Here is a 25,764-nt window from a genome sequence, read left to right as displayed (position 1 = left end):
CTCCCACAGGGCCTGCGTCGCCCCAGAGGTTTTCGCTGTCCCTGTGGGAGCGGCCTTGTGTCGCGAAAGGAGGGCGAAGCCCTCCCCGGTTCCTTTGCGGAGTATTGAATGAGCCACAACGTCATCCTGGTCCTGCTCGACGGCCTCAACTACCAGGTCGCCCATCACGCCATGGGCCACCTGCACGCCTACGTCGAGGCCGACCGTGCCGCGCTGTACCGCGTGGAATGCGAACTGCCGTCGCTGTCGCGGCCGCTGTACGAGTGCATCCTCACCGGTGTGCCGCCGATCGACAGCGGCATCGTGCACAACAACGTCAACCGCCTGTCCAACCAGCGCAGCGTGTTCCACTACGCCCGCGAGGCCAACCTGGGCACTGCGGCGGCGGCCTATCACTGGATGAGCGAGCTGTACAACCGCTCGCCCTTCGACCCGCAGCGCGACCGCCATACCCACGCACCGAAACTGCCGATCCAGCACGGGCTGTTCTACTGGGACGACCGTTACCCCGATTCGCACCTGCTGGCCGATGGCGAATACCTGCGCCGCCGCCACGCCCCCAACTTCCTGCTGGTGCACCCGATGAGCATCGACGATGTCGGCCACCACCACGGCCTGGACAGCAGCCAGTACCGCAACGCCGCGCGCAGCGCCGACATCCTGCTGGCCGACTACCTGCCAGGCTGGCTCGAAGAGGGCTACCAGGTACTGGTCACCGCCGACCACGGCATGAACAACGACCGCTCGCACAATGGCCTGCTGACCGAGGAGCGCGAAGTGCCACTGTTCGTATTCGGCGATGCCTTCAGCCTCGACCCAGCGGCCAAACCGCTGCAGACCGAGCTGTGCGGGACCATCTGCGAGCTGCTCGGCGCACCGCATGATAAGAGCGTCTGCCGGGAGCTGCTGAAGTGACCACACCCAAGAGCAGCAGCGCCCGTGGCCGCTACCTGGCCCTGCTCTGCCTGCTACCGTTCGCCGTGTTCTTCGTCATCTTCCAGATCGCCCCGCTGGCCTGGGTGGCGATCAACAGCCTGCAATCGGAAGCAGGTTGGGGCGTGGACAACTTCAGCAAGGTATTCGCCTCGAAGTTCTACCTGCAGGCCCTGCAACGCAGCCTGGAGATCAGCTTCTGGTCAAGCCTTTTCGGCATCGTCATCGCCACCCTCGGCGCCTATTCGCTGCGCCAGGTGGACTCGAAGCTGCGCGACTTCGTCAGCGCCTTCGCCAACATGACCAGCAACTTCGCCGGGGTGCCGCTGGCCTTCGCCTTCATCATCCTGCTCGGTTTCAACGGCGCGCTGACCCTGCTGCTGAAGCAGGTCGGCCTGCTGGAGGACTTCAGCATCTATTCCAAGAGCGGGCTGATCCTGGTGTACACCTACTTCCAGATCCCGCTTGGCGTGTTGCTGCTGTACCCCGCGTTCGACGCCCTGCGTGAAGACTGGCGCGAGTCGGCCGCGCTGCTGGGCGCCAACCACTGGCAATTCTGGCGGCACATCGGCCTGCCGGTGCTGACCCCGGCACTGCTGGGCACCTTCGTCATCCTGTTGGCCAACGCGCTCGGTGCCTATGCCACCGTGTACGCGCTGACCACCGGCAACTTCAACGTACTGCCGATCCGCATCGCCGGCCTGGTGGCCGGTGACATCAGCCTCGATCCCAACCTGGCCAGCGCCCTGGCGATGGTCCTGGTGGGGCTGATGACGCTGGTCACGGTGGTGCATCAATGGCTGCTGAAAAGGAGCTACCATGCGCGCTGACGCCCGTTCCGGCGGCTGGTACCACCGCGCCGTGGTCTACCTGCTGTTCCTCATCCTGCTGCTGCCGCTGGCCGGCACCCTGCTCTACTCGCTGGCCACCAGCTGGTCGGCCAGCCTGCTGCCCAGCGGCCTGACCTTCAAGTGGTACATCGCGCTGTGGAGCGAGCCGCGCTTCCTGGCTGCCTTCGGCCAGTCGCTGCTGGTGTGCGTGGGCGCGCTGCTGCTGTCGGTGGTGCTGATCCTGCCGCTGCTGTTCGTGGTGCACTACCACTTCCCCAGGCTCGACGCACTGATGAACATCCTCATCCTGCTGCCGTTCGCGGTGCCGCCGGTGGTGTCGTCGGTGGGGCTGCTGCAGCTGTATGGCAGCGGGCCCATGGCCATGGTCGGCACGCCGTGGATCCTGATCGGCTGCTACTTCACCATTGCCCTGCCGTTCATGTACCGCGCCATTACCAACAACCTGCAGGCGATCAACCTGCGCGACCTGATGGATGCCGCCCAGCTGCTGGGCGCCAGCACCTGGCAGGCGGCGCTGCTGGTGGTGCTGCCGAACCTGCGCAAGGGCCTGATGGTGGCACTGCTGCTGTCGTTCTCGTTCCTGTTCGGTGAGTTCGTGTTCGCCAACCTGCTGGTCGGCACCCGCTACGAGACCCTGCAGGTGTACCTGAACAACATGCGCAACAGCAGCGGCCACTTCAACAGCGCGCTGGTGATCTCGTACTTCGCCTTCGTGCTGGTACTGACCTGGGTCGCCAACCGCCTGAACAAGGACAAGACCTGACATGAGCTTCGTCAGCGTACAGAAACTGCAAAAAAGCTACGCCGGCAGCCCGGTGTTCGAGAACATCGACTGCCGTATCGAACGCGGCGAGTTCGTTACCCTGCTTGGCCCGTCCGGTTGCGGCAAGTCCACGCTGCTGCGCTGCATTGCCGGGCTCACCCCGGTGGACAGCGGGCAGATCCTGCTCGACGGCCATGACATCGTGCCGCTGAGCCCGCAAAAGCGCGGTATCGGCATGGTGTTCCAGAGCTATGCGCTGTTCCCCAACATGACCGTGGAGCAGAACGTCGCCTTCGGCCTGCGCATGCAGAAGGTCAAGGCCGAAGAAAGCCAGGCCCGGGTACGCGAGGCGCTGGAGCTGGTGGAGCTGGGCAACTTCGCCGGGCGCTACCCGCACCAGTTGTCCGGCGGCCAGTGCCAGCGCGTGGCCCTGGCCCGTTCGCTGGTCACCCGCCCGCGCCTGCTGCTGCTCGACGAGCCGCTGTCGGCGCTGGATGCGCGCATCCGCAAGCACCTGCGCGAGCAGATCCGCGCCATCCAGCGCGAGCTGGGGCTGACCACCATCTTCGTCACCCACGACCAGGAAGAGGCGCTGACCATGTCCGACCGCATCTTCCTGATGAACCAGGGCCGCATCGTCCAGAGCGGCGATGCCGAAACCCTCTACACCGCGCCGGTGGACCTGTTTGCCGCCGGCTTCATCGGCAACTACAACCTGCTCGACGCCGACAGCGCCAGCCGCCTGCTGCAGCGCCCGGTGGCCAGCCGCCTGGCGATCCGCCCCGAGTCGATCACCCTGGGCATCAACGGCGAACTGGACGCCGAAGTGCGCAGCCACAGCCTGCTGGGCAACGTGATCCGCTACCGGGTGCGGGTACGCGAGGTGGAACTGGTGGTCGACGTGCTCAACCGCTCACCGTCCGACCTGCACGCGGACGGGCAACGGGTAAGCTTGTCGATCGACCCCACGGCGCTACGAGAAGTGGCCTAAGGAGAATCAACACCATGGCACTGGCAATTTTCGATCTGGACGAAACCCTGATCCACGGCGACTGCGCGTCGCTGTGGAGCGAGCAGATGGCCCGGCTGGGCTGGGTCGACGGCAAGGAATTCCTGCGCCGCGACCATGAGTTGATGGAGGCCTATGGCAGGGGCCACCTGCGGATGGAGGAGTACATGGCCTTCAGCCTGGAGCCGATTGCCGGGCGCACCCTGGAAGAGGTCGAGCACCTGGTGGCGCCGTGGGTCGAAGAGGTGATCGAGCCGATCATCTACGGCGACGCCTGCCGCTGCATTGCCGAGCACCGCAAGCGCGGGGATCGCATCCTGATCATTTCGGCGTCGGGTACGCACCTGGTCGGGCCGATTGCGGCGCGGCTTGGGGTGGACGAATACCTGGCGATCGAACTGGAGGCGGTGAACGGGGTTTATACCGGCAAGACCCATGGGGTGCTGACCTATCGCGAAGGGAAGATCACGCGGTTGCTGGAGTGGCTGGACCAGGAGCAGGAGAACCTGGAGGGGGCGAGTTTCTATTCCGACTCGCGGAACGATTTGCCGTTGTTGCTGAGGGTAGATCATCCGCATGTGGTGAACCCGGATGCGGTGTTGCGGGAGCATGCCGAGGTCAACAAGTGGCCGATCCTGAGCTGGGCCTGAGGTAATCACATCGCCTGCACCGGCCCTTTCGCGGGTAAACCCGCTCCCACAGGGACCACACAGTTTTCAAGCCTGTGGTAATCCCTGTGGGAGCGGGTTCACCCGCGAAGAGGCCGGGCCTGCCTACGCCAGGCTAGGGTCGATCACCATCACCAGCTTGCCCGACACCTGGTTGGTCTCAAGCTCGGCATACGCCGCCTGGGCAAACTCCACCGGGTAGGTATCCACCAGCTGCGGCGACAGGCGCCCTTCGGCAAACAGCGGCCACACCTGCTGCTGCAAATCGCGCAGCAACTCGGCCTTGAAGCCGTCATCGCGGTTGCGCAGTGTGGAGCCGGTAATCTCCAGGCGCTTGCCCAGTACCTGTGCCAGATCCAGCTCGAACTTGCGCCCACCCATCAGGCCGATGATCACCCAGCGCCCGTCACGCGCCAGCAGCTTGAGGTTGAGCTCGCCGTAGCTGGCGCCCACCGGGTCGAGAATCACATCGAACGGGCCGAAACCTTCCAGCGCCTCCAGGTTCTCGTTGCGTACCACACCGCCGGCGGCGCCCAGCGCCTCGCAGTAAGCCAGGCGGTCCTGCGAACCGACGCTGACCCACACCGGGCTGCCGAATGCCTTGCACAGCTGGATGGCGGCCGAGCCAACGCCGCTGGCGCCAGCGTGCACCAGCACTTTCTCGCCGGCTTTCACGCCACCCAGCTGGAAGATGTTCAGCCAGGCAGTGGCATACACCTCCGGCAACGCCGCCGCCTCGTGCAGGCTAAGGCCTTCAGGCACAGGCAGCACGTGGCGGGCATCCACCACCACTTCCTCGGCCATGGCGCCGCTGGCCAGCAGCGCGCACACCCGGTCACCCACCCGCCAGTCGGCACCGGCACCCACTTCCTCGATCACCCCGGCGCACTCCAGGCCCATGTAGGGGCTGGCGCCTGGCGGTGGTGGATACAAACCTTTCATCTGCAGCAGATCGGCGCGGTTCAGCCCCGCTGCGGCCACGCGAATGCGCACTTGACCCGCGTCGCAGGCCGGGCGCTCAGCCTCGACCCAAGCCACATGTCCGTCAACGCCTTGCAATGCCTTCACAGTGCCTCCATAGTTGAATCATATGACCGAGCCTGGGAACGCCAAGTCCCCAGGCTTTTTGCAGTATGCATCCGGTTTTTTGCAACCGGTGAACAGAAAAGACGGCCTACTATGCGTGATCAATTGTCTCCACGTCGAATCAGCATGAAGCATTTCCTCCCAAGCACCGCCCTGGCGCTGATGATCGGCCTGGGCGGCCTCACGCTCGGCGGCAATGCGGCGGCCGCCAACAAATGGGACAGCCTGCAGCCGGACCGCGACGAGATCGTCGCCAGCCTCAACGTGGTGGAATTGCTCAAGCGCCACCACTACAGCAAGCCGCCGCTGGACGACGCCCGTTCGGTCATCATCTATGACAGCTACATCAAGCTGCTGGACCCGGCGCGCAGCTACTTCACCGCTGCCGACATCGCCGAATTCGACAAATGGAAAACGCAATTCGACGATTTCCTCAAGAGCGGTAACCTGGACCCGGGCTTCACCATCTACAAACGCTACCTGGACCGCGTCAAGCAACGCCTGGACTTCGCCCTGGCCGAGCTGAACAAGGGCGTGGACAAGATCGACTTCAACGCCAAGGAAACCTTGCTGATCGACCGCAAGGACGCCCCGTGGATGAAGGACCAGGCCGAGCTCGACGACCTGTGGCGCAAACGCGTCAAGGACGAAGTGCTGCGCCAGAAGATCGCCGGCAAGGAACCCAAGCAAATCCAGGAAACCCTGACCAAGCGCTACAAGAACCAGCTGTCGCGCCTGGACCAGACCCGCGCCGAGGACATCTTCCAGGCCTACATCAACACCTTCGCCCAGTCCTACGACCCGCACACCAACTACCTGTCGCCGGACAACGCGGAAAACTTCGACATCAACATGAGCCTGTCGCTGGAAGGCATCGGTGCAGTGCTGCAAAGCGACAACGACCAGGTCAAGATCGTGCGCCTGGTGCCGGCTGGCCCGGCGGCCAAGACCAAGCAGGTGGCACCGGCCGACAAGATCATCGGCGTGGCCCAGGGCAACAAGGAAATGGTCGACGTGGTCGGCTGGCGCCTGGACGAAGTGGTCAAGCTGATCCGCGGCCCGAAAGGCTCGGTGGTGCGCCTGGAGATCATCCCGGCCAGCAACGCGCCTAGCGACCAGACCAGCAAGATCGTGTCGATCACCCGCGAGGCGGTGAAGCTCGAAGAGCAGGCAGCGAAGAAGTCGGTGCTCAAGCTCAAGCAGGACGGGCGTGACTACAAGCTGGGCATCATCGAGATCCCGGCCTTCTACCTCGACTTCAAGGCCTACCGCGCCGGTGACCCGGAGTACAAGAGCACCACGCGGGACGTGAAGAAGCTGCTCACCGAACTGCAGAAAGAAAAAGTCGACGGCGTGGTCATCGACCTGCGCAACAACGGCGGCGGCTCGCTGCAGGAAGCCACCGAGCTGACCAGCCTGTTCATCGAGAAAGGCCCGACCGTGCTGGTGCGCAACAGCGACGGCCGTGTCGATGTGCTGGAAGACGAAAACCCCGGTGCCTTCTACAAGGGCCCGCTGGCGCTGCTGGTCAACCGCCTGTCGGCCTCGGCTTCGGAGATCTTCGCCGGTGCCATGCAGGACTACCACCGTGCGCTGATCATCGGTGGCCAGACCTTCGGCAAGGGCACCGTGCAGACCATCCAGCCACTCAACCACGGCGAGCTGAAGCTAACCCTGGCCAAGTTCTACCGGGTTTCCGGGCAGAGCACCCAGCACCAGGGCGTGCTGCCGGACATCGACTACCCGTCGATCATCGACACCAAGGAAATCGGCGAGAGCGCCCTGCCCGAGGCCATGCCATGGGACACCATTCGCCCGGTGGTCAAGCCGGCGGCCGACCCGTTCAAGCCGTTCCTGGCCCAGCTCAAGGCGCAGCATGAAGCGCGCAGCGACAAGGACGCGGAGTTCACCTACATCCGCGACCGCCTGGCCCTGACCCAGAAGCTGATGAACGAGAAGACCGTCAGCCTCAACGAGCAGGACCGCCGTGCACGCCACGACGAAATCGAGGCCAAGCAGCTGGCGCTGGAAAACATCCGCCGCAAGGCCAAGGGTGAAGAGCCGCTGAAGGAGCTGAAGAAAGAGGACGAGGACGCGCTGCCGACCGAGGATGAAAACACCAAGCCGGAAGACGATGCCTACCTGTCGGAAACCGGTCGCATCCTGATCGACTACCTGAGTGCGAGCACCAAGGTGGCCAAGAAGTAAGTCACTGCGGCAATGATGGCAAATTAGTTTCACTTGTCATCAAACAGTCATCGCGCTGTCGTGAAATAGAGGGGCCGGGCGTGGAAACGCCCGGCCCTTTCATTTTCAGGAATACGTCATGACCGTCGCCGAACAGCTCAGTGCCTTGAGTGCCATCCTGGCTCAACGCAGCATCCACAGTCTGTTCCAGCCGATCATGTGCCTGAGCGAGCAACGGGTTTTCGGCCATGAAGCATTGAGCCGAGGGCCGTCCAACAGCCCGCTGCATGCACCACTGAACCTGTTTACCATCGCCCGCCAGGCCGGCCGCCTGACCGAGCTGGAGGCTGCCTGCCGGGAAAGCGCCTGCCGGCGTTTCAGCGAACAGCAGTTGCAGGGCAAGCTGTTTCTCAACATCTCGCCGGAATCGCTGCTGGAGCCGCACTACCCGTCCGGGCAGACCCTGAAACTGCTCGAACAGGTCGGCCTGCCGCCCAGCCAGGTGGTGATCGAATTGACCGAACACACCCCGACCGACGACTTTCAGCTGCTGTCCAATGCCCTGCACCACTACCGGGACATGGGCTTCTCGATTGCCATCGACGATCTGGGGGCGGGTTATTCGAGCCTGCGCCTGTGGTCGGAGCTGCGCCCCGAATACGTGAAGATCGACCGCCATTTCATCGACGGCATCCACCGCGACCCGCTCAAGCGTGAGTTCGTCGGTTCGATATTGCAGATTGCCCGGGCGTCGAAGGCGCAGGTGATTGCCGAAGGCATCGAGCTGGCAGAAGAGCTGGCGGTGCTGGTGGAGATGGGCGTGGACCTGGTGCAGGGCTACCTGCTGGGGCGGCCGCAGGAGCTGGGGGCGCGCGAAAGCAGGCCGCTACCGGCACTGATGAACGTTCCGCAGGCAGAACAGCCGACGGTGCGGCTCAATGCGACGATTGGGCAGTTGCTGGAGTTGTTTGGCCGGCACCGGCACCTGGAGGTATTGGAGGTGGTGGATGCCGATGGCAGGGCTTGTGGGCTGATCCACAGAGATGCTTTGCCTGTTCCGGCCTCTTCGCGGGTAAACCCGCTCCCACAGGTTCACCACACATCTTGAACCTTGTGCAGTACCTTGTAGGAGCAGCCTTGTGCTGCGAAGAGGGCATTACACATACCGGCCCTTTCGCAGCACAAGGCTGCTCCTACAGGTCGGCGCTATCCCTGTGGGAGCGGGTTTACCCGCGAAGAGGCCGGAACAGGCAAATCAGGCTGTTTCGGGGTAGCTGTACTCGAACACCCGGACCACTTCGGAGGCATGCCACGACGCCGCCTCCATGCCATCCACCGGCCCGGAGAAACGCCCCAGGCGCTCAACGCACTCGAAAAAACCGGTACGCGGCAAACGGCTGGCACCCTGGCTGATCACCAGCGAGCTGCGCAATGGCTGCTCGGCGCGGGCATCCAGCACCGCCAGGTACTCCAGCGCGGCTGTCAGCGTCTGCATGGCCGGGCTGGGCAATTGCAAGCGCTCGATCAGCGCTCGATACGTCAGCAAGTGACGTTGACGACGGGCCAGGTCAAGCTCGCCCAGCAGGTTATCCCAGTGCTGACGGCTGATCCTGACCTGGCTCATGATGGCTCGCTCCAGCCAGCCACCCCCAGATGCCAGGCCAGGGCTCGGCGGATGGCAGCATCCGGCTGGCGTTCGCCCGATTCGATCATGGCCAGGTAAGCCGGGCTTACCCCGACATTGCGCGCCAGTTGCTCAGGGGCAATGCCCTTGGCCTGGCGAATCTGTGCCACTTCGCTGAAGGCCGGCAATGGCGCACTGGCTGCATCGCCCTGCGCTTCACTGGCAACCACCTCGGCAGGTGCCTGCCCTGCGGCCTTGAGCAGTGCCTGGTACTGTTCCCAGGGAACGACGGCGTACTCGGGTTGACCGTCCCGGCTGATGACCTGAATACCCATTACAAACCCCTTTAAAAAGGATTACAGCATGTAATCCGTAGGCATAACCCTTATGCCAATTATATTACCAACTCTGGGGTCTGTGCAGTTGCGCTGCGGTTGCGGCCAGTTTCACTGCGTGTTGCGTTCCAACCGCAGCGCTTCGGGGGTGGCCGGCAGGCGCTCGACCACTCGCAGCCGTTCGGGCGCCTGGTTGTCACGCCAGGCCTTGAAGCGCGCCAGTTCGTCAGCCACGGTCTTGAGCACCCAACCCAGTACCGCGATGTCGTCGAGGAAACCCACGCCCAGCAGCCAGTCGGGGATGGCGTCGATGGGGCTGACGAAATACAGCAGCCCGGCGACGATGGTGACCAGCGCCTTGGGGCTGATGGCGCGGTACTCGCCGCGCCACCAGGCCAGGCACAGCGACTGCAGCAGCTTCACATCTTCACGCAACTGGCCGATGCGCGGGCCTTTGCGGGCTACCGCAAACAGCAAGGCCGGCAACCGGCCACGGCTGAGCAGGCGCTCGGCCAAGGGCAGGAAACGGGCGAAATTCCAGGGTGCGCTCATGGAGCCTCCAAGAGGAAAAGGTTATCCACATTTATTGTGGATAACCTTGTGAACAGGGCGACGTTTCCGACCCCAGGTGCCTGCCGGGCAAGGGCCCCGGTCAGATCGGGCGTTTTTTACACAGTCGTTTCACACCTTGGGTGCGTACGCCGCAAACGGTTTGCGTCAGAAGCATTCTGCTTCTTCACGCTGCATTTCCTCGGACAGTATCAGCAGTTGCAGGTTCGTCCAACTACCCGACACAAACGAAAACGCCCCGTCAGGACGGGGCGTTTTGCGTGGGCCAGCCAGTGTTACTTGGCAGGCGCTTCGGCCGGGGCCTCGGCAGGAGCTTCCGCTTCCGGCTCGGCGCCTTGCAGTTGGGCCGGATCCTTGATGGCGATCAGTTCCAGGTCGAATACCAGTACCGAGTTGGCCGGGATCAGCGGGCTTGGGCTCTGCGCACCGTAGGCCAGTTCAGCCGGGATGAACAGCTTGTACTTCTCGCCGACGTGCATCAGCTGCAAGCCTTCGACCCAACCCGGGATCACGCCGCTGACCGGCAGGTCGATCGGGCTGCCGCGCTCGACGGAGCTGTCGAACACCTTGCCATCGATCAGCTTGCCTTCGTAGTGGACGGTGACCACGTCGGTCGCCTTGGGCTGCGGGCCGTCGGCCTTCTTGACCACTTCGTACTGCAGGCCCGAGGCAGTGGTGACCACGCCTGGCTTCTTGGCGTTTTCCTCGAGGAACTTCTTGCCGGCGGAGGCGGCTTCTTCGCTGGCCTTGGCCAGGCGCTCTTCGGCACGCTTCTGCAGCGCGGTGAAGGCCTCTACCAGCTCTTCGTCCTTGATGCGCTGTTCCTTCTTGCCAACGGCGTCTTCGATGCCGAGGGCGACTGCTTTCGAATCAAGGTCTTCCATGCCTTCCTGAGCCAGGCTCTTGCCCATGTTCAGGCCGATACCGTAGGAGGCTTTCTGTGCCGGAGTCTTCAGCTCGGGGCTGCTGGTCTGTTGATCACAGCCAGCCAGTACCAGGCCTACCAGGGCAACCGCAGCCGCCAAACGATGCTGTTTCATGCTATTTCCTTGTTCATGCGCCAAAAGGGCAATCAGGGTAAAGCCGCGAGCTTAGCAGGCGGCCATGACCAATGGCTACCGGCATAGGAGCGGGTTTTGGTAAGGAAGTTCAGTAGTTAAACGCTTATTCATCAAAGGATGTGCAGCCACTGGCCAGTATTGACCGGTTGCGGCGCCTTTGCCCGGTTTTGCGGGGGATTTATTTGTGCGACGTCCGAGATTGGTTGGGAGGGAGGTGAATGCCGCGGGTGTATGTCGGGAGGTTTGCAGCGCCTGTGAGATCGAGCGCCGCCCACGCGGCGCTTCGCAGCACAAGGCTGCTCCTACATCTGTTTCGGGCCAGTTATTCCTGAAGCAGAGGCGCGCGTCCCTTGGTGTTCACCTCGATATCGTGACGGACCAACAAGGCGGTCGCGCGCATTGGTACAGGCGTTACTGGCCCGAAACAGATGTAGGAGCAGCCTTGTGCTGCGAAGCGCCGCGCGGGCGGCGCTCGATCTCACAGGCGCCGACCATCTACCGGCGAACACTACCAGCCCCACCACCCCCTCAAGGATACCGCCCCTCGCGATACTGCTCCGCCACCTCGCGCAACACCTCGCATACCCACTGCCCAGGCAGGCTCTGCGGCAAGGCGGCATTGCGACAGATGCCGACCGAGCCGCCTGGCTCGCGCACACCCAGGTCGAGCTCGACCAGCTCGCCCCGGCGCAGGTCGAGCAACACCGCGTCGCGCGGCGCCACCCACACGGCATCGCTGCCCAGCAGGTAGCGCCGGCTCAGTGCCAGTGACAGGGTTTCCAGGCGCTGGGCAGGCATCTGGATGCCACATTGCACGAACAGGCTGTCGGCATGCTGGCGGATGGTGGTGCCTGCAGGCGGCAATACCAACGGGTAACGGCCCACCTGCGCCCGCTCCACCGGCGTGCCGGCCAGCAACGGGTGGCCGGGCCGCACCACCAGGCTCATCGACTCGCTGTACAGGTGCTCGAACGACAGGCCCTGGATCTGCGGGCTGTCGGTCATGCGCCCGACCACCAGTTCCAGTTCGCCCAGGCGCAACTGGCCGAGCAGCTGCGCGCTGACCCCGGTGACCACACTGATCACCAGCGCCTCATGGCGCTGGTGCAGGCGGCACAGCACTTCGGGCATGAGCAGGCCTTCGACCGTGGACAACACGCCGATGCGCACCTGCGACGGCGCCCGCGCCTCGCCACGCAGGCTGCTGACGCCATCGCGCAGGGCCTGCACGCTGGGCCCGGCGTAGCGCATGAAACGCGTACCGGCCGGGGTCAGCTCGACGCCCTGGCGGCTGCGCGCGAACAGGCGCGTTTCCAGCAGGTCTTCGAGTTCCTTGAGGGTCTTGGAGATGGCTGGCTGGCTGATTGCCAGGATGTCGGCAGCCCTGGCCAGGCTGCCCTGCCGGGCAATCTCCAGGAAGCACAGCAGGTGGCGGTACTTGATGCGGGTGTCGAGGTTCATGGCGGGGCGATCTGTAAAAACGAGCTACCACTTTACGCCTTCAGGTGGTCATTGCCTCAACTTGAGAGCCAAGTCTTTCGGTTCGTTCGATACTTCACGTGGTGCAATTGCCGGCTTTACCGTGACAGGTGCATAGGCGAACCGCGCAAAATCGGGGTCGTCGGAAGCCATCGTTTTGATCAGCTTGACCCAGTAATTGTCCATGCTGCCATTGATCATGGCCGGCCGATTATCATCCGTCCACAAACTGCCCTGATAGCCTGTCGAAGGCGCCTGAGTAATGTTCGCCATGTCCTGGATAAATGAGGATTGGCCGTTAGCGGAATTGCATGCCAGGATATGCGTCTCTTGCCCGTTCATAGAGTAACCATGTTTTTGCAAAGTCTGCACAACTGCACGTGCGGGATGGTTGACCCGCTGAGTTCCAATTCTGCCGGCCACACCATGAGCCCCGATATTCAGAACCTGCACTCCAGAAACATTCTGCGAGTAGAAAACCCGCATCCCATCAATCACTTTGATGGGGCCCCTGTAGTAAAAAACCTCGGCATTTATTGGTGAATGACCGCTGGGGTCGCTCAAGTTGACAGGGTCCCCTTTTACAAAGGCATATGCATTCAACCCACCCTTGCCAAACGGTGATTGGTTATCGGCGCTTTGAAAGCGCATCAACACTGGGCTGTAGGTACGGTAGCCATTTCCCAGAGGGTAGCACTGCGTCAGCATATCGCAGCGTTCACCTTTGAAGCCGATATCCTTTACCGGCCGATGTGCAGCGACACCATGAACAGCGAAACATCGATGAGCGCACGTCGCACTTTCAATTTCAGATAGCACCGAACCTTGTGAATCGCTGCCGATAATTCTAGTTAAACCAACTGATGAGCGAATGGCTGATAGCCCCACATCAAAGCGCATGCAGGAGAGAAACTCATCCCCGCCGACAAGCGTTGAAACACCATTGCGCCCATAGAAATACTTTCGGATCATGGACCTCATTATGGACATAGTGCCAGTTACCTCTATCCCCTGCGCTACCGGCTATCATGAACGCACCATCAAGACAAATGTACTGGCAGATATACCAGTTGCGATAAGGCCTGCAACCTGCAGGAGCTGACTTGCCTGCGATGGGCCGCGAAGCGGCCCTGGGATATCAGCATCATGGCAACAGTTGCCGGGGCTGCTGTGCAGACCTTTCGCTACACAAGGCTTCTCCCACAGGTCCTGTGCACGTCTTGAGAGCGGGTTTGTTGGCGAAGGCAGCGGATGGGGGATCAGACCACTGCCAACTCCACCGCCTCACCATTCAAGCGCACCGGCCACACCCGCAAACGCTGCCCGGCATCTTCCAGGCACTCCCCGCTTTGCAGGCTGAAGTGCTGCTTGTACAACGGCGCGGCCACCACCAGCTCGCCCTGCACACTGCCAACCAGCCCGCGGCCGATGATGTTGGCGCCGGACCGCGGGTCGCGGTTGTCCACCGCGTACAGCGGCTGCGCCTGCCCCGGTAGGTAGAACAGCGCGACCTGGGCCCCGTCGAGCCAGACCACCACCCCGGAATCGGCCACCAGGTCATCCGCCTGGCACACCGCCTGCCAGTTCTCGTGGGTTTTCACAGCAGCATTGGACAGGTTCATCAGACAGCCTCCTCGACGGTTGGGATCAAGTGCAGTGGTGCAGCAGGCCGGCGCTGTTCGCGTTCGCGCACGAAGTGCACGTCCGGGTCGGCGCGGCGGTCGTTGACGAAAGTACGGAAGCGCTTGAGCTTCTCGGGGTCGTTGAGGGCGTTGGCCCACTCGCATTCATACTGGTCGACCACATGCTGCATCTGCGCTTCCAGCTCGCTGGCCAGGCCCAGGCTGTCGTCGATGATCACCTGCTTCAGGTAGTCCAGCCCACCTTCCAGGTTCTCGCGCCACACCGAGGTGCGCTGCAGCTTGTCGGCGGTGCGGATGTAGAACATCAGCACGCGGTCGATCAGGCGCACCAGGGTTTCGTCGTCGAGGTCGGTGGCAAACAGTTCGGCATGCCGCGGGCGCATGCCGCCATTGCCGCACACGTACAGGTTCCAGCCCTTGTCGGTGGCGATCACGCCGATGTCCTTGCTCTGTGCCTCGGCGCATTCGCGAGTGCAACCGGACACCGCGAACTTGAGCTTGTGCGGGCTGCGCAGGCCTTTGTAGCGGTCTTCCAGGCGCAGGGCCATGCCGACGCTGTCCTGCACGCCGTAACGGCACCAGGTGCTGCCGACGCACGATTTCACCGTGCGGGTCGACTTGCCGTAGGCATGGCCGGTTTCGAAGCCGGCCTCGATCAGCTCGCCCCAGATCAGCGGCAGCTCGTGCAACTGGGCGCCGAACAGGTCGATGCGCTGGCCGCCGGTGATCTTGGTGTACAGGTCGTACTTTTTCGCCACCTGGCCGATCACGATGAGCTTGTCGGGGGTAATTTCACCACCGGGGATGCGCGGCACCACCGAGTAGGTGCCGTTCTTCTGCATGTTGGCCATGAAGGTGTCGTTGGTGTCCTGCAGCGGCACCAGCGCCGGGTCCATGATCGGCTGGTTCCAGCACGAGGCGAGGATACTGCCCACCGCCGGCTTGCAGATGTCGCAGCCGACGTGGCCCTTGCCGTGGCGTTCGAGCAGTTCGTTGAAGGTGCGGATACCCTCTACCCGCACCAGCCCGTACAGCTCCTGACGGGTGTAGGCGAAGTGCTCGCACAGGCTCTTGTCCACCGCCACGCCGCGGGCGGTCAGCTCATGCTCGAACACCTGCTTGAGCAGTGCCGCGCAACCACCACAACCGGTGGCGGCCTTGGTGCAGCCCTTGACTGCGGCAAGGTCGCCGCAGCCGCTGTCGATGGCGGCGCAGACCGCGCCCTTGCTGACGTTGTGGCAGGAGCAGATGGTCGCGCTATCGGGCAGTGCATCGGCGCCCAGGGCCGGTGCGCCGCCGCCTTGCGGCAGGATCAATGCCGCGGGGTCGGCTGGCAGGGCGATGCCGTTCTGGGCGTACTGCAGCAGGGTGTCGTAGTAGCTGTTGTCGCCCACCAGCACCGCACCGAGCACGTGCTTGCCGCTGGCATCCACCACCAGCCGGCGGTAGGCGCTGTTGGCTTCGTCGATGAAGCGGTAGCTGCGTGCGCCCGGGGTGGCGCCATGGGCATCGCCGATGGAACCGACATCCACGCCCAGCAACTTGAGCTTGGTCGACATGTCGGCACCGGTGAATTCGCCAGCGGCTTCACCCATCAGCAATGCCGCCAGGTTGCGCGCCATGCTGTAGCCCGGGGCGACCAGGCCGAACACGCTGCCGTTCCACGAGGCGCACTCGCCGATGGCAAAGATGCGTGGGTCGCTGCTGCGGCAATGGTTGTCGATGACCACGCCGCCACGCGCGGCGATGTCCAGGCCACAGGCACGGCCCAGGGCATCCTGCGGGCGGATACCCGCAGAGAACACGATCAGGTCGGTTTCCAGGTGCTCGCCGCCATCGAAGTTCATGCGGTAGCGGTAGTCTTCACCCGCACTGATCGACTGGGTGGCGCGCGACAGATGCACGCCAACGCCCAGCGCTTCGATCTGTGCCTTGAGCGCGGCACCGCCCTCGCCGTCCAGCTGCACCGGCATCAGCCGTGGGGCGAATTCCACCACGTGGGCTTCCAGGCCCAGCGACTTGAGGGCGTTGGCTGCTTCCAGGCCAAGCAGGCCACCGCCCACTACCACGCCACGGCGGGCACTGGCTGCGGCAGCGCGGATGCCGTCGAGGTCGTCAAGGGTGCGGTAGACCAGGCGGGCATTGCCGCTGGAACCTTCGATCGGCGGCACGAACGGGTAGGAACCTGTGGCCAGCACCAGCTGGTCGTAGCCATAGCGGCCCTCGGCGGTGACCACTTCGCCGCGCTCACGGTCGATTTCCAACACCGCTTCGCCGAGGTGCAGGTGCACACCGTTGGTACCGTAGAAGTCCTGCTCGCACAGGGCCAGGGTTTCGGCACAGCTGCCGCCGAAGTACTCGGACAGGTGAACGCGGTCGTAGGCGCGTTGGCGCTCTTCGCCGAACACATGCACTTCGAAGCGCTGCAGGGCGCCGCGGCTGACCAGTTGTTCGACGCAATGGTGGCCGACCATGCCGTTGCCGACGATGACCAGTCGCTCTCGTTGCCCGCTGCTCGCTGTTGCCTTCATAAGCCGATCCTCGATCAAAAAAAAAGCGCCTGGAGCCGAAGCTCCAGGCGCCTTTGCCTGTATTCATCACGGTAGGGGGCCCGGGTTGATCGCCGTTGATCAGTGGGCTTTGTTGTAACCAGGGTAAAGCAGGGAGTGTGCCAACTGGGTTGCCTGTGCCGGCCTCTTCGCGGGTAAACCCGCTCCCACAGGGATCTCCACAATTTTCAGACCTGTGCAGTACCTGTGGGAGCGGGTTTACCCGCGAAGAGGCCGGCACAGGTCATGCACATTCACAGTGCACAACACCCCATCCCGGTGCACATCAATACACATCCCGCCGATACCGCTTGGCCCTGCCCAGCGCTTCGACATAAGCCGCAGCCGCCGCTGCATCCATGCCGCCATGCTCGGCGACGATCGCCCGCAACGCCGCATCCACATCCTTGGCCATGCGCTGCGCATCGCCACACACATAGAAGTACGCCCCCGCCTCCAGCCACTGCCACAACTGCGCGCCCTGTTCGAGCATGCGCTGCTGCACGTAGACCTTCTCGGCCTGGTCGCGTGAAAACGCCGTGTCCAGACGCAGGTGCCCTGCAGCCTGCCAGGCCTGCAGCTGCTCCTGGTAATAGAAATCGGTGGCCGCGTACTGCTCGCCGAAGAACAGCCAGTTGGCCCCTTTCGCCCCACGTGCCTCTCGCTCTTCGAGGAAGGCCCTGAACGGCGCAATACCGGTGCCGGGGCCGACCATGATCACCGGCACGCTGTCGTCCTCGGGCAGGCGAAAGTGCTTCGACACTTGCGGGAAGATGGCTACCTTCAGCGCCTGCGCACGGTCGGCAAGGAAGCTTGAACACACCCCTTTGCGCGCGCCATAGCGCACCGTGGAAACGGTCAGGTGCACTTGCTGCGGGTGCGCCAGCGGGCTGGAGCTGATCGAATACAGGCGCGGCTGCAACGGTTTGAGCAGCTCCAGCCAGCTGGCCAGCGGCAGCTGCTGGGGGAAGGTGCGCAGCACATCGACCAGTTGCCGCCCCCACAACCAGTCCTGCAGCTCGGCCTTGCACTCGGGCTGCAGCAGGCGCTGCAGGTCCGGGGCATTGCCGGCGAAGGCCTGCAGCTGCTGCGTGGTGACCTTGGCGATCTCCAGGTGCGCTTGCAGGGCTTCGGTCAGCGGCATGGCGGGCTGGCCTTTCAGCTGAACCATGGTCTGGCCATCGAGCTGCATCAGCACCAGCAGCTCGTCGACCAGGGCCGGACAGTTGCGCGGCCACACGCCCAAGGCATCACCGGCGGCATAGGTGAAACCGCTGCCGCTCAGGTCGAACACCAGTTGACGGGTTTCCTTGCTGGCACCCGGGCCGTTGAGCAGGCGGTTTTCCAGCAAGGTGGCAGCCCAGGGTTGCTGCTTGCCATAGGCCGCCACGGGCGCAGGCTCGGTGACCGGTTGCGGTGCAGCAGCGCTGCCAAGCGTGGGCAGCAGCGCATCCAGCCAGGCGGCGAAGGCGTCGTCGAAGTCCGGCTCGCAGTCCACCCGCTGCAGCAGGCGCCGCCCACCCAGCTCGGCCAGGCGTTGGTCGAGCTTGCGGCCAAAGCCGCAGAACTGGTCGTAACTGGAGTCGCCCAGGGCCAGCACGGCAAAAGGCAGTTCGGCGCAGTGGGCGCCCTCCTCGCCTTGCAAGGCTTGCCAGAATGCCGCTGCACTGTCGGGTGCGTCACCATCGCCAAAGGTGCTGGCGATCAGCACCACGCTGGCGGCGCCCTGCAGCTGGCGCGGGCTGACCGCTTCCATGCAACTGAGCTGCACGTCGAGGCCGGCACCGCGCAGGCGCTCGGCACAGCGTTCGGCCAACAGCTCGCCGTTGCCGGTTTGCGAAGCCCACAGCACCTGATGCCGTGGTGCTATCAACGCCGCATCGGGCAGCACCGCCGGCTGGGCGAACAGCCCGGCCAGCAAGCCATCGACGAACAGCCGGCGTGTGGCGGCCAGCGGCGCACTGGCCGGCAGGCAGGGCACGCCCTCGGCGCGGGCCTGGTCCAGGCCCAGCAGGAAGCCTTGCAGGTAATGACGCTCTTCCTCGGCCAGCACCGGAGCTGGCAGGGTGTCCAGGCCAAGCAGACGGGACAGGGTGGCGGTCGGCATGCGGGCAGGCTCCGGATTGGCAGTGTTCAGATCAAGGGCTTCGATGCGCTCACCTGCAACCCGCTCCAGGGTCACGGCACAATGCTTGAACGCCGGCTGCAGCGACAGCGGGTCGACCGCATCGCAGGTCACGGCGTTGATCGCCAGTTGTTCGCCGATCAGGTCATTCCAGTGGAACGGGGCAAAGCAGTTGCCAGGCATGACCCGGTCGCTGATTCGCGCGGGCAGCACGGCCTGCCCGCGGCGCGAGCGAATGGCCACCTGATCCTTTTCGGCAATGCCCAGCCGGGCAGCATCGTCGCGGTGGATTTCCACGAAGGGGCCGGGCTCCAGCTTGTTCAGCGCCGGTACCTTGCCGGTCTTGGTCAGGGTGTGCCACTGGTGCTGCACGCGGCCGGTATTCAGCACCATGGGGTAATCGGCATCCGGCAGCTCCGCCGCCGGCAACCAGGGCCGGGCGAAGAAGCGGGCCTTGCCGCTGGCGGTCGGGAAGGCCAACACCGGGCACTCGCCCTGGGCATCGTGCAACAGCGTCTGGCTGCTGCCGTCGTTGTGGTAGCGCAGCGGGCTGCGCGGGTTGTTGCGGCCTGGGGCGCAGGGCCACTGGTGCGGCTGTTCGCGTAGTTCGGCATAGCCGATGCCCCGCAGGTCGTAGCCGGTGGTTGGGTTGTGAAAGCGGCGGATCTCCTCGTACACCGCCTCGGCATCGGGGTAGTCGAAGGCGTCGGCATAGCCCATGGCGCAGGCGACCCGGGCGATGATCTGCCAGTCTGGCAGGCTCTGCCCGGGCGGTTCGACGGCACGTGGCATGAGGGTGAGGTTGCGCTCGCTGTTGATCATCACGCCCTCGCCTTCGGCCCACAGCGCAGCCGGTAGCAGGATGTCGGCGTAGCGGTTGGTCTCGGTGTCGAGGAAGGCATCCTGGGTAATCACCAGTTCGGCCTGGCGCAGGCCGTCGATCACCTGCTGGCGGTTGGCGACACTGGCCACCGGGTTGCTGCAGATGATCCAGCAGGCTTTTACCACGCCGCTTTTCATCTGCTCGAACAGCGCCACCGTGCCCTCGCCGCCTTCGCTGCGCAGGCTGCCCGGGGCCAGTTGCCACTGCTGCTCGACGAAGGCGCGGTCTTGCGCTACCAGCGCCGAGCGCTGGCCTGGCAGGCCGGGGCCCATGTAGCCCATCTCACGGCCGCCCATGGCATTGGGTTGGCCGGTCAGCGAGAACGGCCCACTGCCGGGGCGGCAGATGGCGCCCGTGGCCAGGTGCAGGTTGCAGATCGCATTGGTGTGCCAGGTGCCGTGGATGCTCTGGTTCAGGCCCATGGTCCAGCAGCTCATCCAGTTGCTGGCGACGCCGATCCATTCGGCGGCCTTGATGATGTCGGCCTCGGCCAGCCCGGTGATGGCGGCCACCCGGTCAGGGGTGTAGTCATCGAGAAAGGACGGCAGTTCGTCCCAGCCTTCGGTGTGGCGGGCGATGAAGCCGGGGTCGGTGTGGCCGTTACGCAGCAGCAGGTGCAGCAGGCCATTGAGCAAGGCCATGTCGCTGCCGGGGCGCACCTGCAGGAACAGGTCGGCCTTGTCGGCGGTGGCGCTGCGCCGCGGGTCGACGACGATCAGCTTGGCCCCCGCCTTGACCCGGTCGAGCAGGCGCAGGAACAGGATCGGGTGACAGTCGGCCATGTTGGCGCCGATCACCAGGAATACGTCGGCGTGCTCGAAGTCCTGATAGCTGCCGGGCGGGCCATCGGCACCGAGCGACAGCTTGTAGCCGCTGCCGGCACTGGCCATGCACAGGCGCGAGTTGGACTCGATGTGGCGGGTGCGGATAAAGCCCTTGGCCAGCTTGTTGGCCAGGTACTGGGCCTCCAGCGACATCTGCCCGGACACGTACAGCGCCACGGCGTCGGGGCCGTGCTGGTCGATGATGCCACGCAGGCGCGCAGCGGCGGCGGCGATGGCCTGGTCGATGCCGGTACGCGCTGGCTGCTGGCTGCGCTGCTGGCGCACATAGGCATCCTCCATGCGCCCGGCGGCGGTCAGCGGCAGGTGTGCGGTGAGGCCTTTGGTGCACAGGCGGCCGAAGTTGCTGGGGTGCTGCTTGTCGCCGCTGACCTTGCCGACCTTGCCATCGGCGACGCTCATGACGATGCCGCAACCGACGCCGCAGTAGGGGCAGACGCTGCGCACTTCGCTGTTGGCCATGGGCGGGCTCCTGTAGGTAACGCAAAAAGGCGCCGGCTGCCCCTGCTTGCTGGGCAAGCGGGGCAACACGGCGCCTTTGTCGTGAAGTTTTGTGGGCTGTCGACGTTGATAGCCCTGGGTAGCGGTAGATCAGCAATTAATGGGCCAGCTGTGCCGGCCTCTTCGCGGGTGAACCCGCTCCCACAGGTACATCACTGCCCTCAGGCCTTGCGATATCCCTGTGGGAGCGGGTTCACCCGCGAAGGGGCCGGCACAGGAGTGCACCATGCGATGGCAACCCCACACCCCATGGCGCTATGCTGGGGCACATTCCAGCACGAGCCACTGCACTCCTCCATGTCCCAGGTGATTATCAAGACCCCCGCCCAACTCGACCTGATGCGCCGCGCCGGCCAGCTGCTTGCCCAGGTGTTCGCCGACCTCGACAGCTTCATCCGCCCCGGCGTGACCACCATGCAGATCAACGACCGCGCCGAGGCGTTCATCGTCGGCACGCTCAAGGCCCGCCCGGCGAGCAAGGGCCAGTATGGATTCCCCTATTCGCTCAACACCTCGGTGGACCATGTGGTGTGCCATGGCATGCCCAAGGTCGATGAAGTGCTGAAGGAAGGCTCGATCATCAACGTCGACATCACTCTGGAACAAGGCGGCTATATCGCCGACTCGTCAAAGATGTACAGCATCGGGCCGATCAGCGATGAGGCGCAGCGCCTGGTCGACACCACCTATGACGCGCTATGGAAAGGCATCGAACAGGTACGCCCCGGGGCTACGCTGGGTGATATCGGCCATGCCATCCAGACCCATGCCGAAGCGGCGGGCTACAGCGTCGTACGTGAGTATTGCGGGCATGGCATTGGCCAACAGATGCATGAAGGGCCCGAGGTGCTGCACATTGGCCAGCGCGGGATGGGCCTGAAGTTGAAGCCGGGGATGGTGTTTACCATCGAACCGATGATCAACCAGGGCGGACGCGGGACGCGCACGCTGAAGGATGGCTGGACGGTGATTACCCGCGACCACAGCTTGTCGGCGCAGTGGGAGCATACCGTGGCGGTGACCGAGGATGGGTTTGAAGTGCTGACTTTGCGGGAAGAAGAGCGTCCTAGCTGAAATTGCCGGGGGCGCTTTGCGCCCCTTTCGCGACACAAGGCCGCTCCTACAGGAGATCGCGTCACTCGCTGACTGCGCATACCCCTGTAGGAGCGGCCTTGTGTCGCGATGGGCCGCAAAGCGGCCCCAGGATTTCATGAACGATGAAATCGCTCAGGATGCAGAAACAAAAAAAGCGACCCTAAGGTCGCTTTTTTTGTTACTTCCGGGTGTTCAGTAGGCCCTGGAAGTGGAATATGGCGCAGCGGACGGGACTCGAACCCGCGACCCCCGGCGTGACAGGCCGGTATTCTAACCGACTGAACTACCGCTGCGCTAAACATCGAGTGGTGGGTGATGACGGGATCGAACCGCCGACCCTCTGCTTGTAAGGCAGATGCTCTCCCGGCTGAGCTAATCACCCATGTCTCTCGGTGTGGCGCGCATTCTACGGGCGACTTGGCGCTCTGGCAAGCACTTATCGAACTTTTTGCAAAATTCGCGAAAACACCAAATTGCAGGCACAAAAAAAGCGACCCTGAGGTCGCTTTCTCTGTTACTTCCGGGTGTTCAGTAGGCCCTGGAAGTGGAATATGGCGCAGCGGACGGGACTCGAACCCGCGACCCCCGGCGTGACAGGCCGGTATTCTAACCGACTGAACTACCGCTGCGCTAAACATCGAGTGGTGGGTGATGACGGGATCGAACCGCCGACCCTCTGCTTGTAAGGCAGATGCTCTCCCGGCTGAGCTAATCACCCTTCGTCTCGGTGTGGCGCGCATTCTACGGACGGCCCCGTACCCTGGCAAGCACTTTTTTAACTTTTTTCAAAAAAAACCTCAGGCCTTTCAAAGACCTAGCGTTGCCACGTGCATCTTTACATCCAGCTACAGCTACTGGCACTCCGACAGGGTTGGCCTGAGAGCACCGCTCGGAGAATAATGCCCGCCTTATGCATTAAGGAGAGATTGCCCCTCATGTGGTTCAAGAACCTGCTGACCTACCGCCTGACCCAGGAAGTCCCGTTCGAGCCTGAAGCGCTGGAAGCGGCCCTGGCCAGCAAGCCGGCCCGCCCCTGCGCCAGCCAGGAGCTGACCACCTATGGTTTCGTCGCGCCATTCGGCAAGGGCGAAGACGCTCCCCTGGTGCATGTCAGCGGCGAGTACCTGCTGATTGCCGCGCGCAAGGAAGAACGCATCCTGCCCAGCAGCGTGGTCAACGACGCGGTGAAGGAAAAGGTCGAAGAGATCGAGACCGAGCAGATGCGCAAGGTCTATAAAAAGGAACGCGACCAGATCAAGGACGAGATCATCCAGGCCTTCCTGCCGCGCGCGTTCATCCGCCGCTCGATGATCTTCGCTGCCATTGCCCCACGCCTGGGCGTGATCCTGGTCAACTCGGCCAGCGCCAAGCGTGCCGAAGACCTGCTGTCGACCCTGCGTGAAGTGATGGGCTCGCTGCCGGTACGCCCGGCCACCGTGAAAATCGCACCGGTTGCCACCATGACCGAGTGGGTCAAGTCGCAGGAAGCTGCCGAAGGCTTCTATGTGCTGGACGAGTGCGAACTGCGCGACACCGCCGAAGATGGCGGTATCGTGCGCTGCAAGCGCCAGGACCTGACCGGCGAGGAAATCCAGCTGCACCTGAGCACTGGCAAGGTGGTCACCCAGCTGGCCCTGGCCTGGCAGGACAAGCTGTCGTTCATTCTGGATGACAAGATGGTGATCAAGCGCCTGAAGTTCGAAGAGCTGCTGCAGGAGCAGGCCGAACAGGATGGTGGCGATGAGGCTGCGCAGCAGTTCGATGCCAGCTTCCAGCTGATGATGATGACCTTTGCCGAATTCCTGCCGGTGCTGTTCGAGGCGCTGGGTGGGGAAGAGATTCCGCAAGGGGTCTGACTGGTTTTGAAATGCCGGTGCTGGCCTGGGAGATATCCTCAGACAGTACTGGCCTCTTCGCGGGCTTGCCCGCTCCCACAGGTACACCACAGTTTCTGAGTACTGTGGTGTACCTGTGGGAGCGGGCAAGCCCGCGAAAGGGCCAGTGAAATTCTTGAAGCCATAAAACAGAAAAGGAATTGCCCCATGCGTGCCCTCGCCACCCTCAGCCGCTTCGTCGGCAATACCTTCGCCCTGTGGGTGCTGGTGTTCGCCGTACTGGCCTTCCTGCAACCGCAATGGTTCATCGCCCTGAAGGTGGCCATCGTGCCGCTGCTGGGCCTGGTGATGTTCGGCATGGGCCTCACACTCAAGCTCGATGACTTCGCCGCCCTCGCCCGCCAGCCCTGGCGGGTGATGCTGGGTGTGGTCGCGCACTTCGTGATCATGCCGGGCATGGCCTGGCTGCTGTGCCAGCTGTTCCACCTGCCGCCGGAAATCGCCGTGGGCGTGATCCTGGTTGGCTGCTGCCCGAGCGGCACGGCGTCGAACGTGATGGTCTGGCTGTCCCGGGGCGACCTGGCGCTGGCGGTGGCGATCGCTGCGGTGACCACCCTGCTCGCCCCGCTGCTGACCCCGGCGCTGATCTGGTTCCTGGCCTCGGCCTGGCTGCCGGTGTCCTTCATGGACATGTTCTGGTCGATCCTGCAGCTGGTGATGCTGCCGATCGTGCTCGGCGTACTGGCCCAGCGGCTGCTTGGCGCGCGGGTGCAGGCGGCGGTGCAGGTGCTGCCGCTGGTGTCGGTGGTGAGTATCGTGATGATCGTGTGCGCGGTGGTGGCGGCCAGCCAGGCGAAGATCGCCGAGTCGGGGCTGCTGATCATGGCGGTGGTGATATTGCACAACAGCTTCGGCTACTTGCTGGGGTACCTGACCGGCAGGCTGTGCAAGCTGCCACTGGCACAGCGCAAGTCGCTGGCGCTGGAGGTGGGCATGCAGAACTCCGGGCTGGGCGCCGCACTGGCGGCGGCGCATTTTTCGCCGCTGGCTGCGGTGCCGAGTGCGTTGTTCAGCGTTTGGCACAATATTTCCGGGGCGCTGCTGTCGACCTGGTTCCGGCGCATGGGGGAGCCTGTGGCAGAAGCTGAAGGTGGGGAGCCGGCCAGGCATTGATGTAGCCTGCACTGGCCCTTTCGCGGGTAAACCCGCTCCCACAGGTACTGCACAAGTCTGAAAGTTGTGGAGATCCCTGTGGGAGCGGGTTTACCCGCGAAGAGGCCCGCACAGGCTTGCCCAGAGGGCTGCATATGTGCACCATGGCACCCACTGTGAGGACGACCTCACGACGCACCGCGTGACCATTCCGGGGACGGCCCCATCATTCACAACGATGGAGACGCACCATGTCCTGGATCATCCTGTTCTTCGCCGGCCTGTTCGAGGTCGGCTGGGCCGTCGGCCTGAAATACACCGACGGCTTCAGCAAGCCACTGCCCACCGTTCTCACTGTCGCCGCCATGGCCATCAGCCTGGGCCTGCTGGGCCTGGCCATGAAAGAGCTGCCACTGGGCACCGCCTATGCCATCTGGACCGGCGTCGGCGCCGTCGGCACGGTGATCGCCGGCATCATCCTGTTCGGCGAGTCCATGGCCCTGGTACGCCTGGTCAGCGTGGCGCTGATCATTACCGGCCTGGTCGGCCTGAAAGTCAGCGCCAGCTGACGCC

Annotated in this window: 21 protein-coding genes and 4 tRNA genes; 11 read left to right on the top strand and 14 right to left on the bottom strand. The window is 63.7% G+C overall.

Annotated features, from left to right (window positions below):
• Positions 1-108: 108 nt before the first annotated feature.
• Genes ABIB24_RS13325 through ABIB24_RS13305 form a run of 5 tightly spaced genes read left to right on the top strand, consistent with a single transcriptional unit; the run spans position 109 to position 4,206 of the window.
• A complete protein-coding gene (locus ABIB24_RS13325; RefSeq protein WP_075044040.1) occupies positions 109-915 on the top strand; it encodes an alkaline phosphatase family protein in 807 nt (268 codons plus the stop codon).
• A complete protein-coding gene (locus tag ABIB24_RS13320; RefSeq protein WP_046616725.1) occupies positions 912-1,763 on the top strand; it encodes an ABC transporter permease in 852 nt (283 codons plus the stop codon). Before ABIB24_RS13325 ends, ABIB24_RS13320 begins: the two co-directional genes overlap by 4 nt.
• Positions 1,753-2,547: an ABC transporter permease gene (locus tag ABIB24_RS13315; protein WP_013971414.1), complete on the top strand. Its 795-nt coding sequence runs from the start codon at positions 1,753-1,755 to the stop codon at positions 2,545-2,547. Before ABIB24_RS13320 ends, ABIB24_RS13315 begins: the two co-directional genes overlap by 11 nt.
• A gap of 1 nt (position 2,548) precedes the next feature.
• Positions 2,549-3,538, top strand: a complete 990-nt coding sequence (locus ABIB24_RS13310; RefSeq protein ID WP_025338060.1) for an ABC transporter ATP-binding protein — start codon at positions 2,549-2,551, stop codon at positions 3,536-3,538.
• Between the two features lie 14 nt (positions 3,539-3,552).
• Positions 3,553-4,206: an HAD family hydrolase gene (locus ABIB24_RS13305; RefSeq protein ID WP_354316586.1), complete on the top strand. Its 654-nt coding sequence runs from the start codon at positions 3,553-3,555 to the stop codon at positions 4,204-4,206.
• A gap of 123 nt (positions 4,207-4,329) precedes the next feature.
• Here the strand turns inward: ABIB24_RS13305 and ABIB24_RS13300 are convergent, their stop codons facing one another.
• Positions 4,330-5,292, bottom strand: coding sequence for an NAD(P)H-quinone oxidoreductase (locus ABIB24_RS13300; RefSeq protein WP_137163207.1), 963 nt, complete (start codon positions 5,290-5,292; stop codon positions 4,330-4,332).
• 144 nt (positions 5,293-5,436) lie between these two features.
• Here ABIB24_RS13300 and ABIB24_RS13295 point away from each other — a divergent pair, with 144 nt between their 5' ends.
• A complete protein-coding gene (locus tag ABIB24_RS13295) occupies positions 5,437-7,518 on the top strand; it encodes a carboxy terminal-processing peptidase (protein WP_170978816.1) in 2,082 nt (693 codons plus the stop codon).
• Between the two features lie 118 nt (positions 7,519-7,636).
• On the top strand, positions 7,637-8,605 hold the full coding sequence (locus ABIB24_RS13290; protein ID WP_354316583.1) for an EAL domain-containing protein: 969 nt from the start codon (positions 7,637-7,639) through the stop codon (positions 8,603-8,605).
• 147 nt (positions 8,606-8,752) lie between these two features.
• Here ABIB24_RS13290 and ABIB24_RS13285 read toward each other — a convergent pair whose 3' ends face one another.
• The 9 genes from ABIB24_RS13285 to ABIB24_RS13245 all read right to left on the bottom strand — a co-directional run bounded on the left by ABIB24_RS13285 (position 8,753) and on the right by ABIB24_RS13245 (position 21,070).
• Positions 8,753-9,121 carry a hypothetical protein gene (locus ABIB24_RS13285; RefSeq protein ID WP_013971408.1) on the bottom strand — a complete coding sequence of 123 codons (369 nt, stop codon included), beginning with the start codon at positions 9,119-9,121 and terminating at the stop codon, positions 8,753-8,755.
• A complete protein-coding gene (locus ABIB24_RS13280) occupies positions 9,118-9,456 on the bottom strand; it encodes a helix-turn-helix domain-containing protein (RefSeq protein ID WP_039614580.1) in 339 nt (112 codons plus the stop codon). Before ABIB24_RS13280 ends, ABIB24_RS13285 begins: the two co-directional genes overlap by 4 nt.
• 111 nt (positions 9,457-9,567) lie before the next feature.
• Entirely contained in the window at positions 9,568-10,008 is a 441-nt protein-coding gene (locus tag ABIB24_RS13275) for a YkvA family protein (RefSeq protein ID WP_085705819.1), read from the bottom strand.
• Between the two features lie 293 nt (positions 10,009-10,301).
• The gene (gene bamJ, locus ABIB24_RS13270) at positions 10,302-11,066 is read right to left on the bottom strand and encodes a BamJ family beta-barrel-assembly machinery protein (protein ID WP_003257347.1); all 765 of its coding nucleotides are present in this window, start codon (positions 11,064-11,066) and stop codon (positions 10,302-10,304) included.
• A gap of 549 nt (positions 11,067-11,615) precedes the next feature.
• On the bottom strand, positions 11,616-12,548 hold the full coding sequence (gene pcaQ / locus ABIB24_RS13265) for a pca operon transcription factor PcaQ (protein ID WP_137163203.1): 933 nt from the start codon (positions 12,546-12,548) through the stop codon (positions 11,616-11,618).
• Between the two features lie 48 nt (positions 12,549-12,596).
• Positions 12,597-13,538: an RHS repeat-associated core domain-containing protein gene (locus ABIB24_RS13260; RefSeq protein WP_212734916.1), complete on the bottom strand. Its 942-nt coding sequence runs from the start codon at positions 13,536-13,538 to the stop codon at positions 12,597-12,599.
• A gap of 287 nt (positions 13,539-13,825) precedes the next feature.
• The gene (nirD, locus tag ABIB24_RS13255; protein WP_137163201.1) at positions 13,826-14,188 is read right to left on the bottom strand and encodes a nitrite reductase small subunit NirD; all 363 of its coding nucleotides are present in this window, start codon (positions 14,186-14,188) and stop codon (positions 13,826-13,828) included.
• Positions 14,188-16,740: a nitrite reductase large subunit NirB gene (gene nirB, locus ABIB24_RS13250; protein ID WP_025338051.1), complete on the bottom strand. Its 2,553-nt coding sequence runs from the start codon at positions 16,738-16,740 to the stop codon at positions 14,188-14,190. Before nirB ends, nirD begins: the two co-directional genes overlap by 1 nt.
• Positions 16,741-17,044: 304 nt before the next feature.
• Complete coding sequence (locus ABIB24_RS13245; RefSeq protein ID WP_354316580.1) at positions 17,045-21,070, bottom strand: bifunctional nitrate reductase/sulfite reductase flavoprotein subunit alpha; 4,026 nt, start codon at positions 21,068-21,070, stop codon at positions 17,045-17,047.
• Between the two features lie 336 nt (positions 21,071-21,406).
• Here ABIB24_RS13245 and map point away from each other — a divergent pair, with 336 nt between their 5' ends.
• On the top strand, positions 21,407-22,183 hold the full coding sequence (map, locus tag ABIB24_RS13240) for a type I methionyl aminopeptidase (protein ID WP_137163198.1): 777 nt from the start codon (positions 21,407-21,409) through the stop codon (positions 22,181-22,183).
• A 237-nt stretch (positions 22,184-22,420) separates the two neighbouring features.
• Here the strand turns inward: map and ABIB24_RS13235 are convergent.
• The 4 genes from ABIB24_RS13235 to ABIB24_RS13220 form a co-directional block, all read right to left on the bottom strand.
• Positions 22,421-22,497 (bottom strand) — tRNA-Asp (locus ABIB24_RS13235).
• A gap of 13 nt (positions 22,498-22,510) precedes the next feature.
• Positions 22,511-22,586: transfer RNA gene (locus ABIB24_RS13230), tRNA-Val, on the bottom strand.
• 170 nt (positions 22,587-22,756) lie between these two features.
• Positions 22,757-22,833 (bottom strand) — tRNA-Asp (locus ABIB24_RS13225).
• A gap of 13 nt (positions 22,834-22,846) precedes the next feature.
• A tRNA-Val gene (locus ABIB24_RS13220) sits at positions 22,847-22,922 on the bottom strand.
• Between the two features lie 217 nt (positions 22,923-23,139).
• Between ABIB24_RS13220 and rdgC the strand changes: the two genes are divergently transcribed.
• The 3 genes from rdgC (at position 23,140) to sugE (ending at position 25,760) form a co-directional block, all read left to right on the top strand.
• Positions 23,140-24,060 carry a recombination-associated protein RdgC gene (gene rdgC, locus ABIB24_RS13215; RefSeq protein ID WP_013971401.1) on the top strand — a complete coding sequence of 307 codons (921 nt, stop codon included), beginning with the start codon at positions 23,140-23,142 and terminating at the stop codon, positions 24,058-24,060.
• A gap of 186 nt (positions 24,061-24,246) precedes the next feature.
• Positions 24,247-25,212, top strand: coding sequence for a bile acid:sodium symporter family protein (locus ABIB24_RS13210; RefSeq protein WP_013971400.1), 966 nt, complete (start codon positions 24,247-24,249; stop codon positions 25,210-25,212).
• Between the two features lie 230 nt (positions 25,213-25,442).
• Entirely contained in the window at positions 25,443-25,760 is a 318-nt protein-coding gene (gene sugE / locus ABIB24_RS13205) for a quaternary ammonium compound efflux SMR transporter SugE (RefSeq protein ID WP_009686221.1), read from the top strand.
• Positions 25,761-25,764 lie beyond the last annotated feature (4 nt).

This window comes from Pseudomonas sp. UYEF17 (genome assembly GCF_040546125.1).
Taxonomy (GTDB): domain Bacteria; phylum Pseudomonadota; class Gammaproteobacteria; order Pseudomonadales; family Pseudomonadaceae; genus Aquipseudomonas; species Aquipseudomonas putida_Z.
The sequence above is the reverse complement of the archived record's forward strand: the minus strand, read 5'-3'. Positions and strand labels throughout refer to the sequence as shown.

Excerpts from the sequence above, each read along its gene's own strand:
- ABIB24_RS13310 (WP_025338060.1), top strand. The coding sequence starts at position 2,549 with ATGAGCTTCGTCAGCGTACAGAAACTGCAAAAAAGCTACGCCGGCAGC.
- ABIB24_RS13325 (WP_075044040.1), top strand. The coding sequence starts at position 109 with ATGAGCCACAACGTCATCCTGGTCCTGCTCGACGGCCTCAACTACCAG.
- rdgC (WP_013971401.1), top strand. The coding sequence starts at position 23,140 with ATGTGGTTCAAGAACCTGCTGACCTACCGCCTGACCCAGGAAGTCCCG.
- ABIB24_RS13305 (WP_354316586.1), top strand. The coding sequence starts at position 3,553 with ATGGCACTGGCAATTTTCGATCTGGACGAAACCCTGATCCACGGCGAC.
- ABIB24_RS13295 (WP_170978816.1), top strand. The coding sequence starts at position 5,437 with ATGAAGCATTTCCTCCCAAGCACCGCCCTGGCGCTGATGATCGGCCTG.
- ABIB24_RS13285 (WP_013971408.1), bottom strand. The coding sequence starts at position 9,121 with ATGAGCCAGGTCAGGATCAGCCGTCAGCACTGGGATAACCTGCTGGGC.
- pcaQ (WP_137163203.1), bottom strand. The coding sequence starts at position 12,548 with ATGAACCTCGACACCCGCATCAAGTACCGCCACCTGCTGTGCTTCCTG.
- ABIB24_RS13245 (WP_354316580.1), bottom strand. The coding sequence starts at position 21,070 with ATGGCCAACAGCGAAGTGCGCAGCGTCTGCCCCTACTGCGGCGTCGGT.
- bamJ (WP_003257347.1), bottom strand. The coding sequence starts at position 11,066 with ATGAAACAGCATCGTTTGGCGGCTGCGGTTGCCCTGGTAGGCCTGGTA.
- nirD (WP_137163201.1), bottom strand. The coding sequence starts at position 14,188 with ATGAACCTGTCCAATGCTGCTGTGAAAACCCACGAGAACTGGCAGGCG.
- ABIB24_RS13315 (WP_013971414.1), top strand. The coding sequence starts at position 1,753 with ATGCGCGCTGACGCCCGTTCCGGCGGCTGGTACCACCGCGCCGTGGTC.
- map (WP_137163198.1), top strand. The coding sequence starts at position 21,407 with ATGTCCCAGGTGATTATCAAGACCCCCGCCCAACTCGACCTGATGCGC.
- ABIB24_RS13280 (WP_039614580.1), bottom strand. The coding sequence starts at position 9,456 with ATGGGTATTCAGGTCATCAGCCGGGACGGTCAACCCGAGTACGCCGTC.
- ABIB24_RS13210 (WP_013971400.1), top strand. The coding sequence starts at position 24,247 with ATGCGTGCCCTCGCCACCCTCAGCCGCTTCGTCGGCAATACCTTCGCC.
- nirB (WP_025338051.1), bottom strand. The coding sequence starts at position 16,740 with ATGAAGGCAACAGCGAGCAGCGGGCAACGAGAGCGACTGGTCATCGTC.
- ABIB24_RS13290 (WP_354316583.1), top strand. The coding sequence starts at position 7,637 with ATGACCGTCGCCGAACAGCTCAGTGCCTTGAGTGCCATCCTGGCTCAA.
- ABIB24_RS13260 (WP_212734916.1), bottom strand. The coding sequence starts at position 13,538 with ATGATCCGAAAGTATTTCTATGGGCGCAATGGTGTTTCAACGCTTGTC.
- sugE (WP_009686221.1), top strand. The coding sequence starts at position 25,443 with ATGTCCTGGATCATCCTGTTCTTCGCCGGCCTGTTCGAGGTCGGCTGG.
- ABIB24_RS13275 (WP_085705819.1), bottom strand. The coding sequence starts at position 10,008 with ATGAGCGCACCCTGGAATTTCGCCCGTTTCCTGCCCTTGGCCGAGCGC.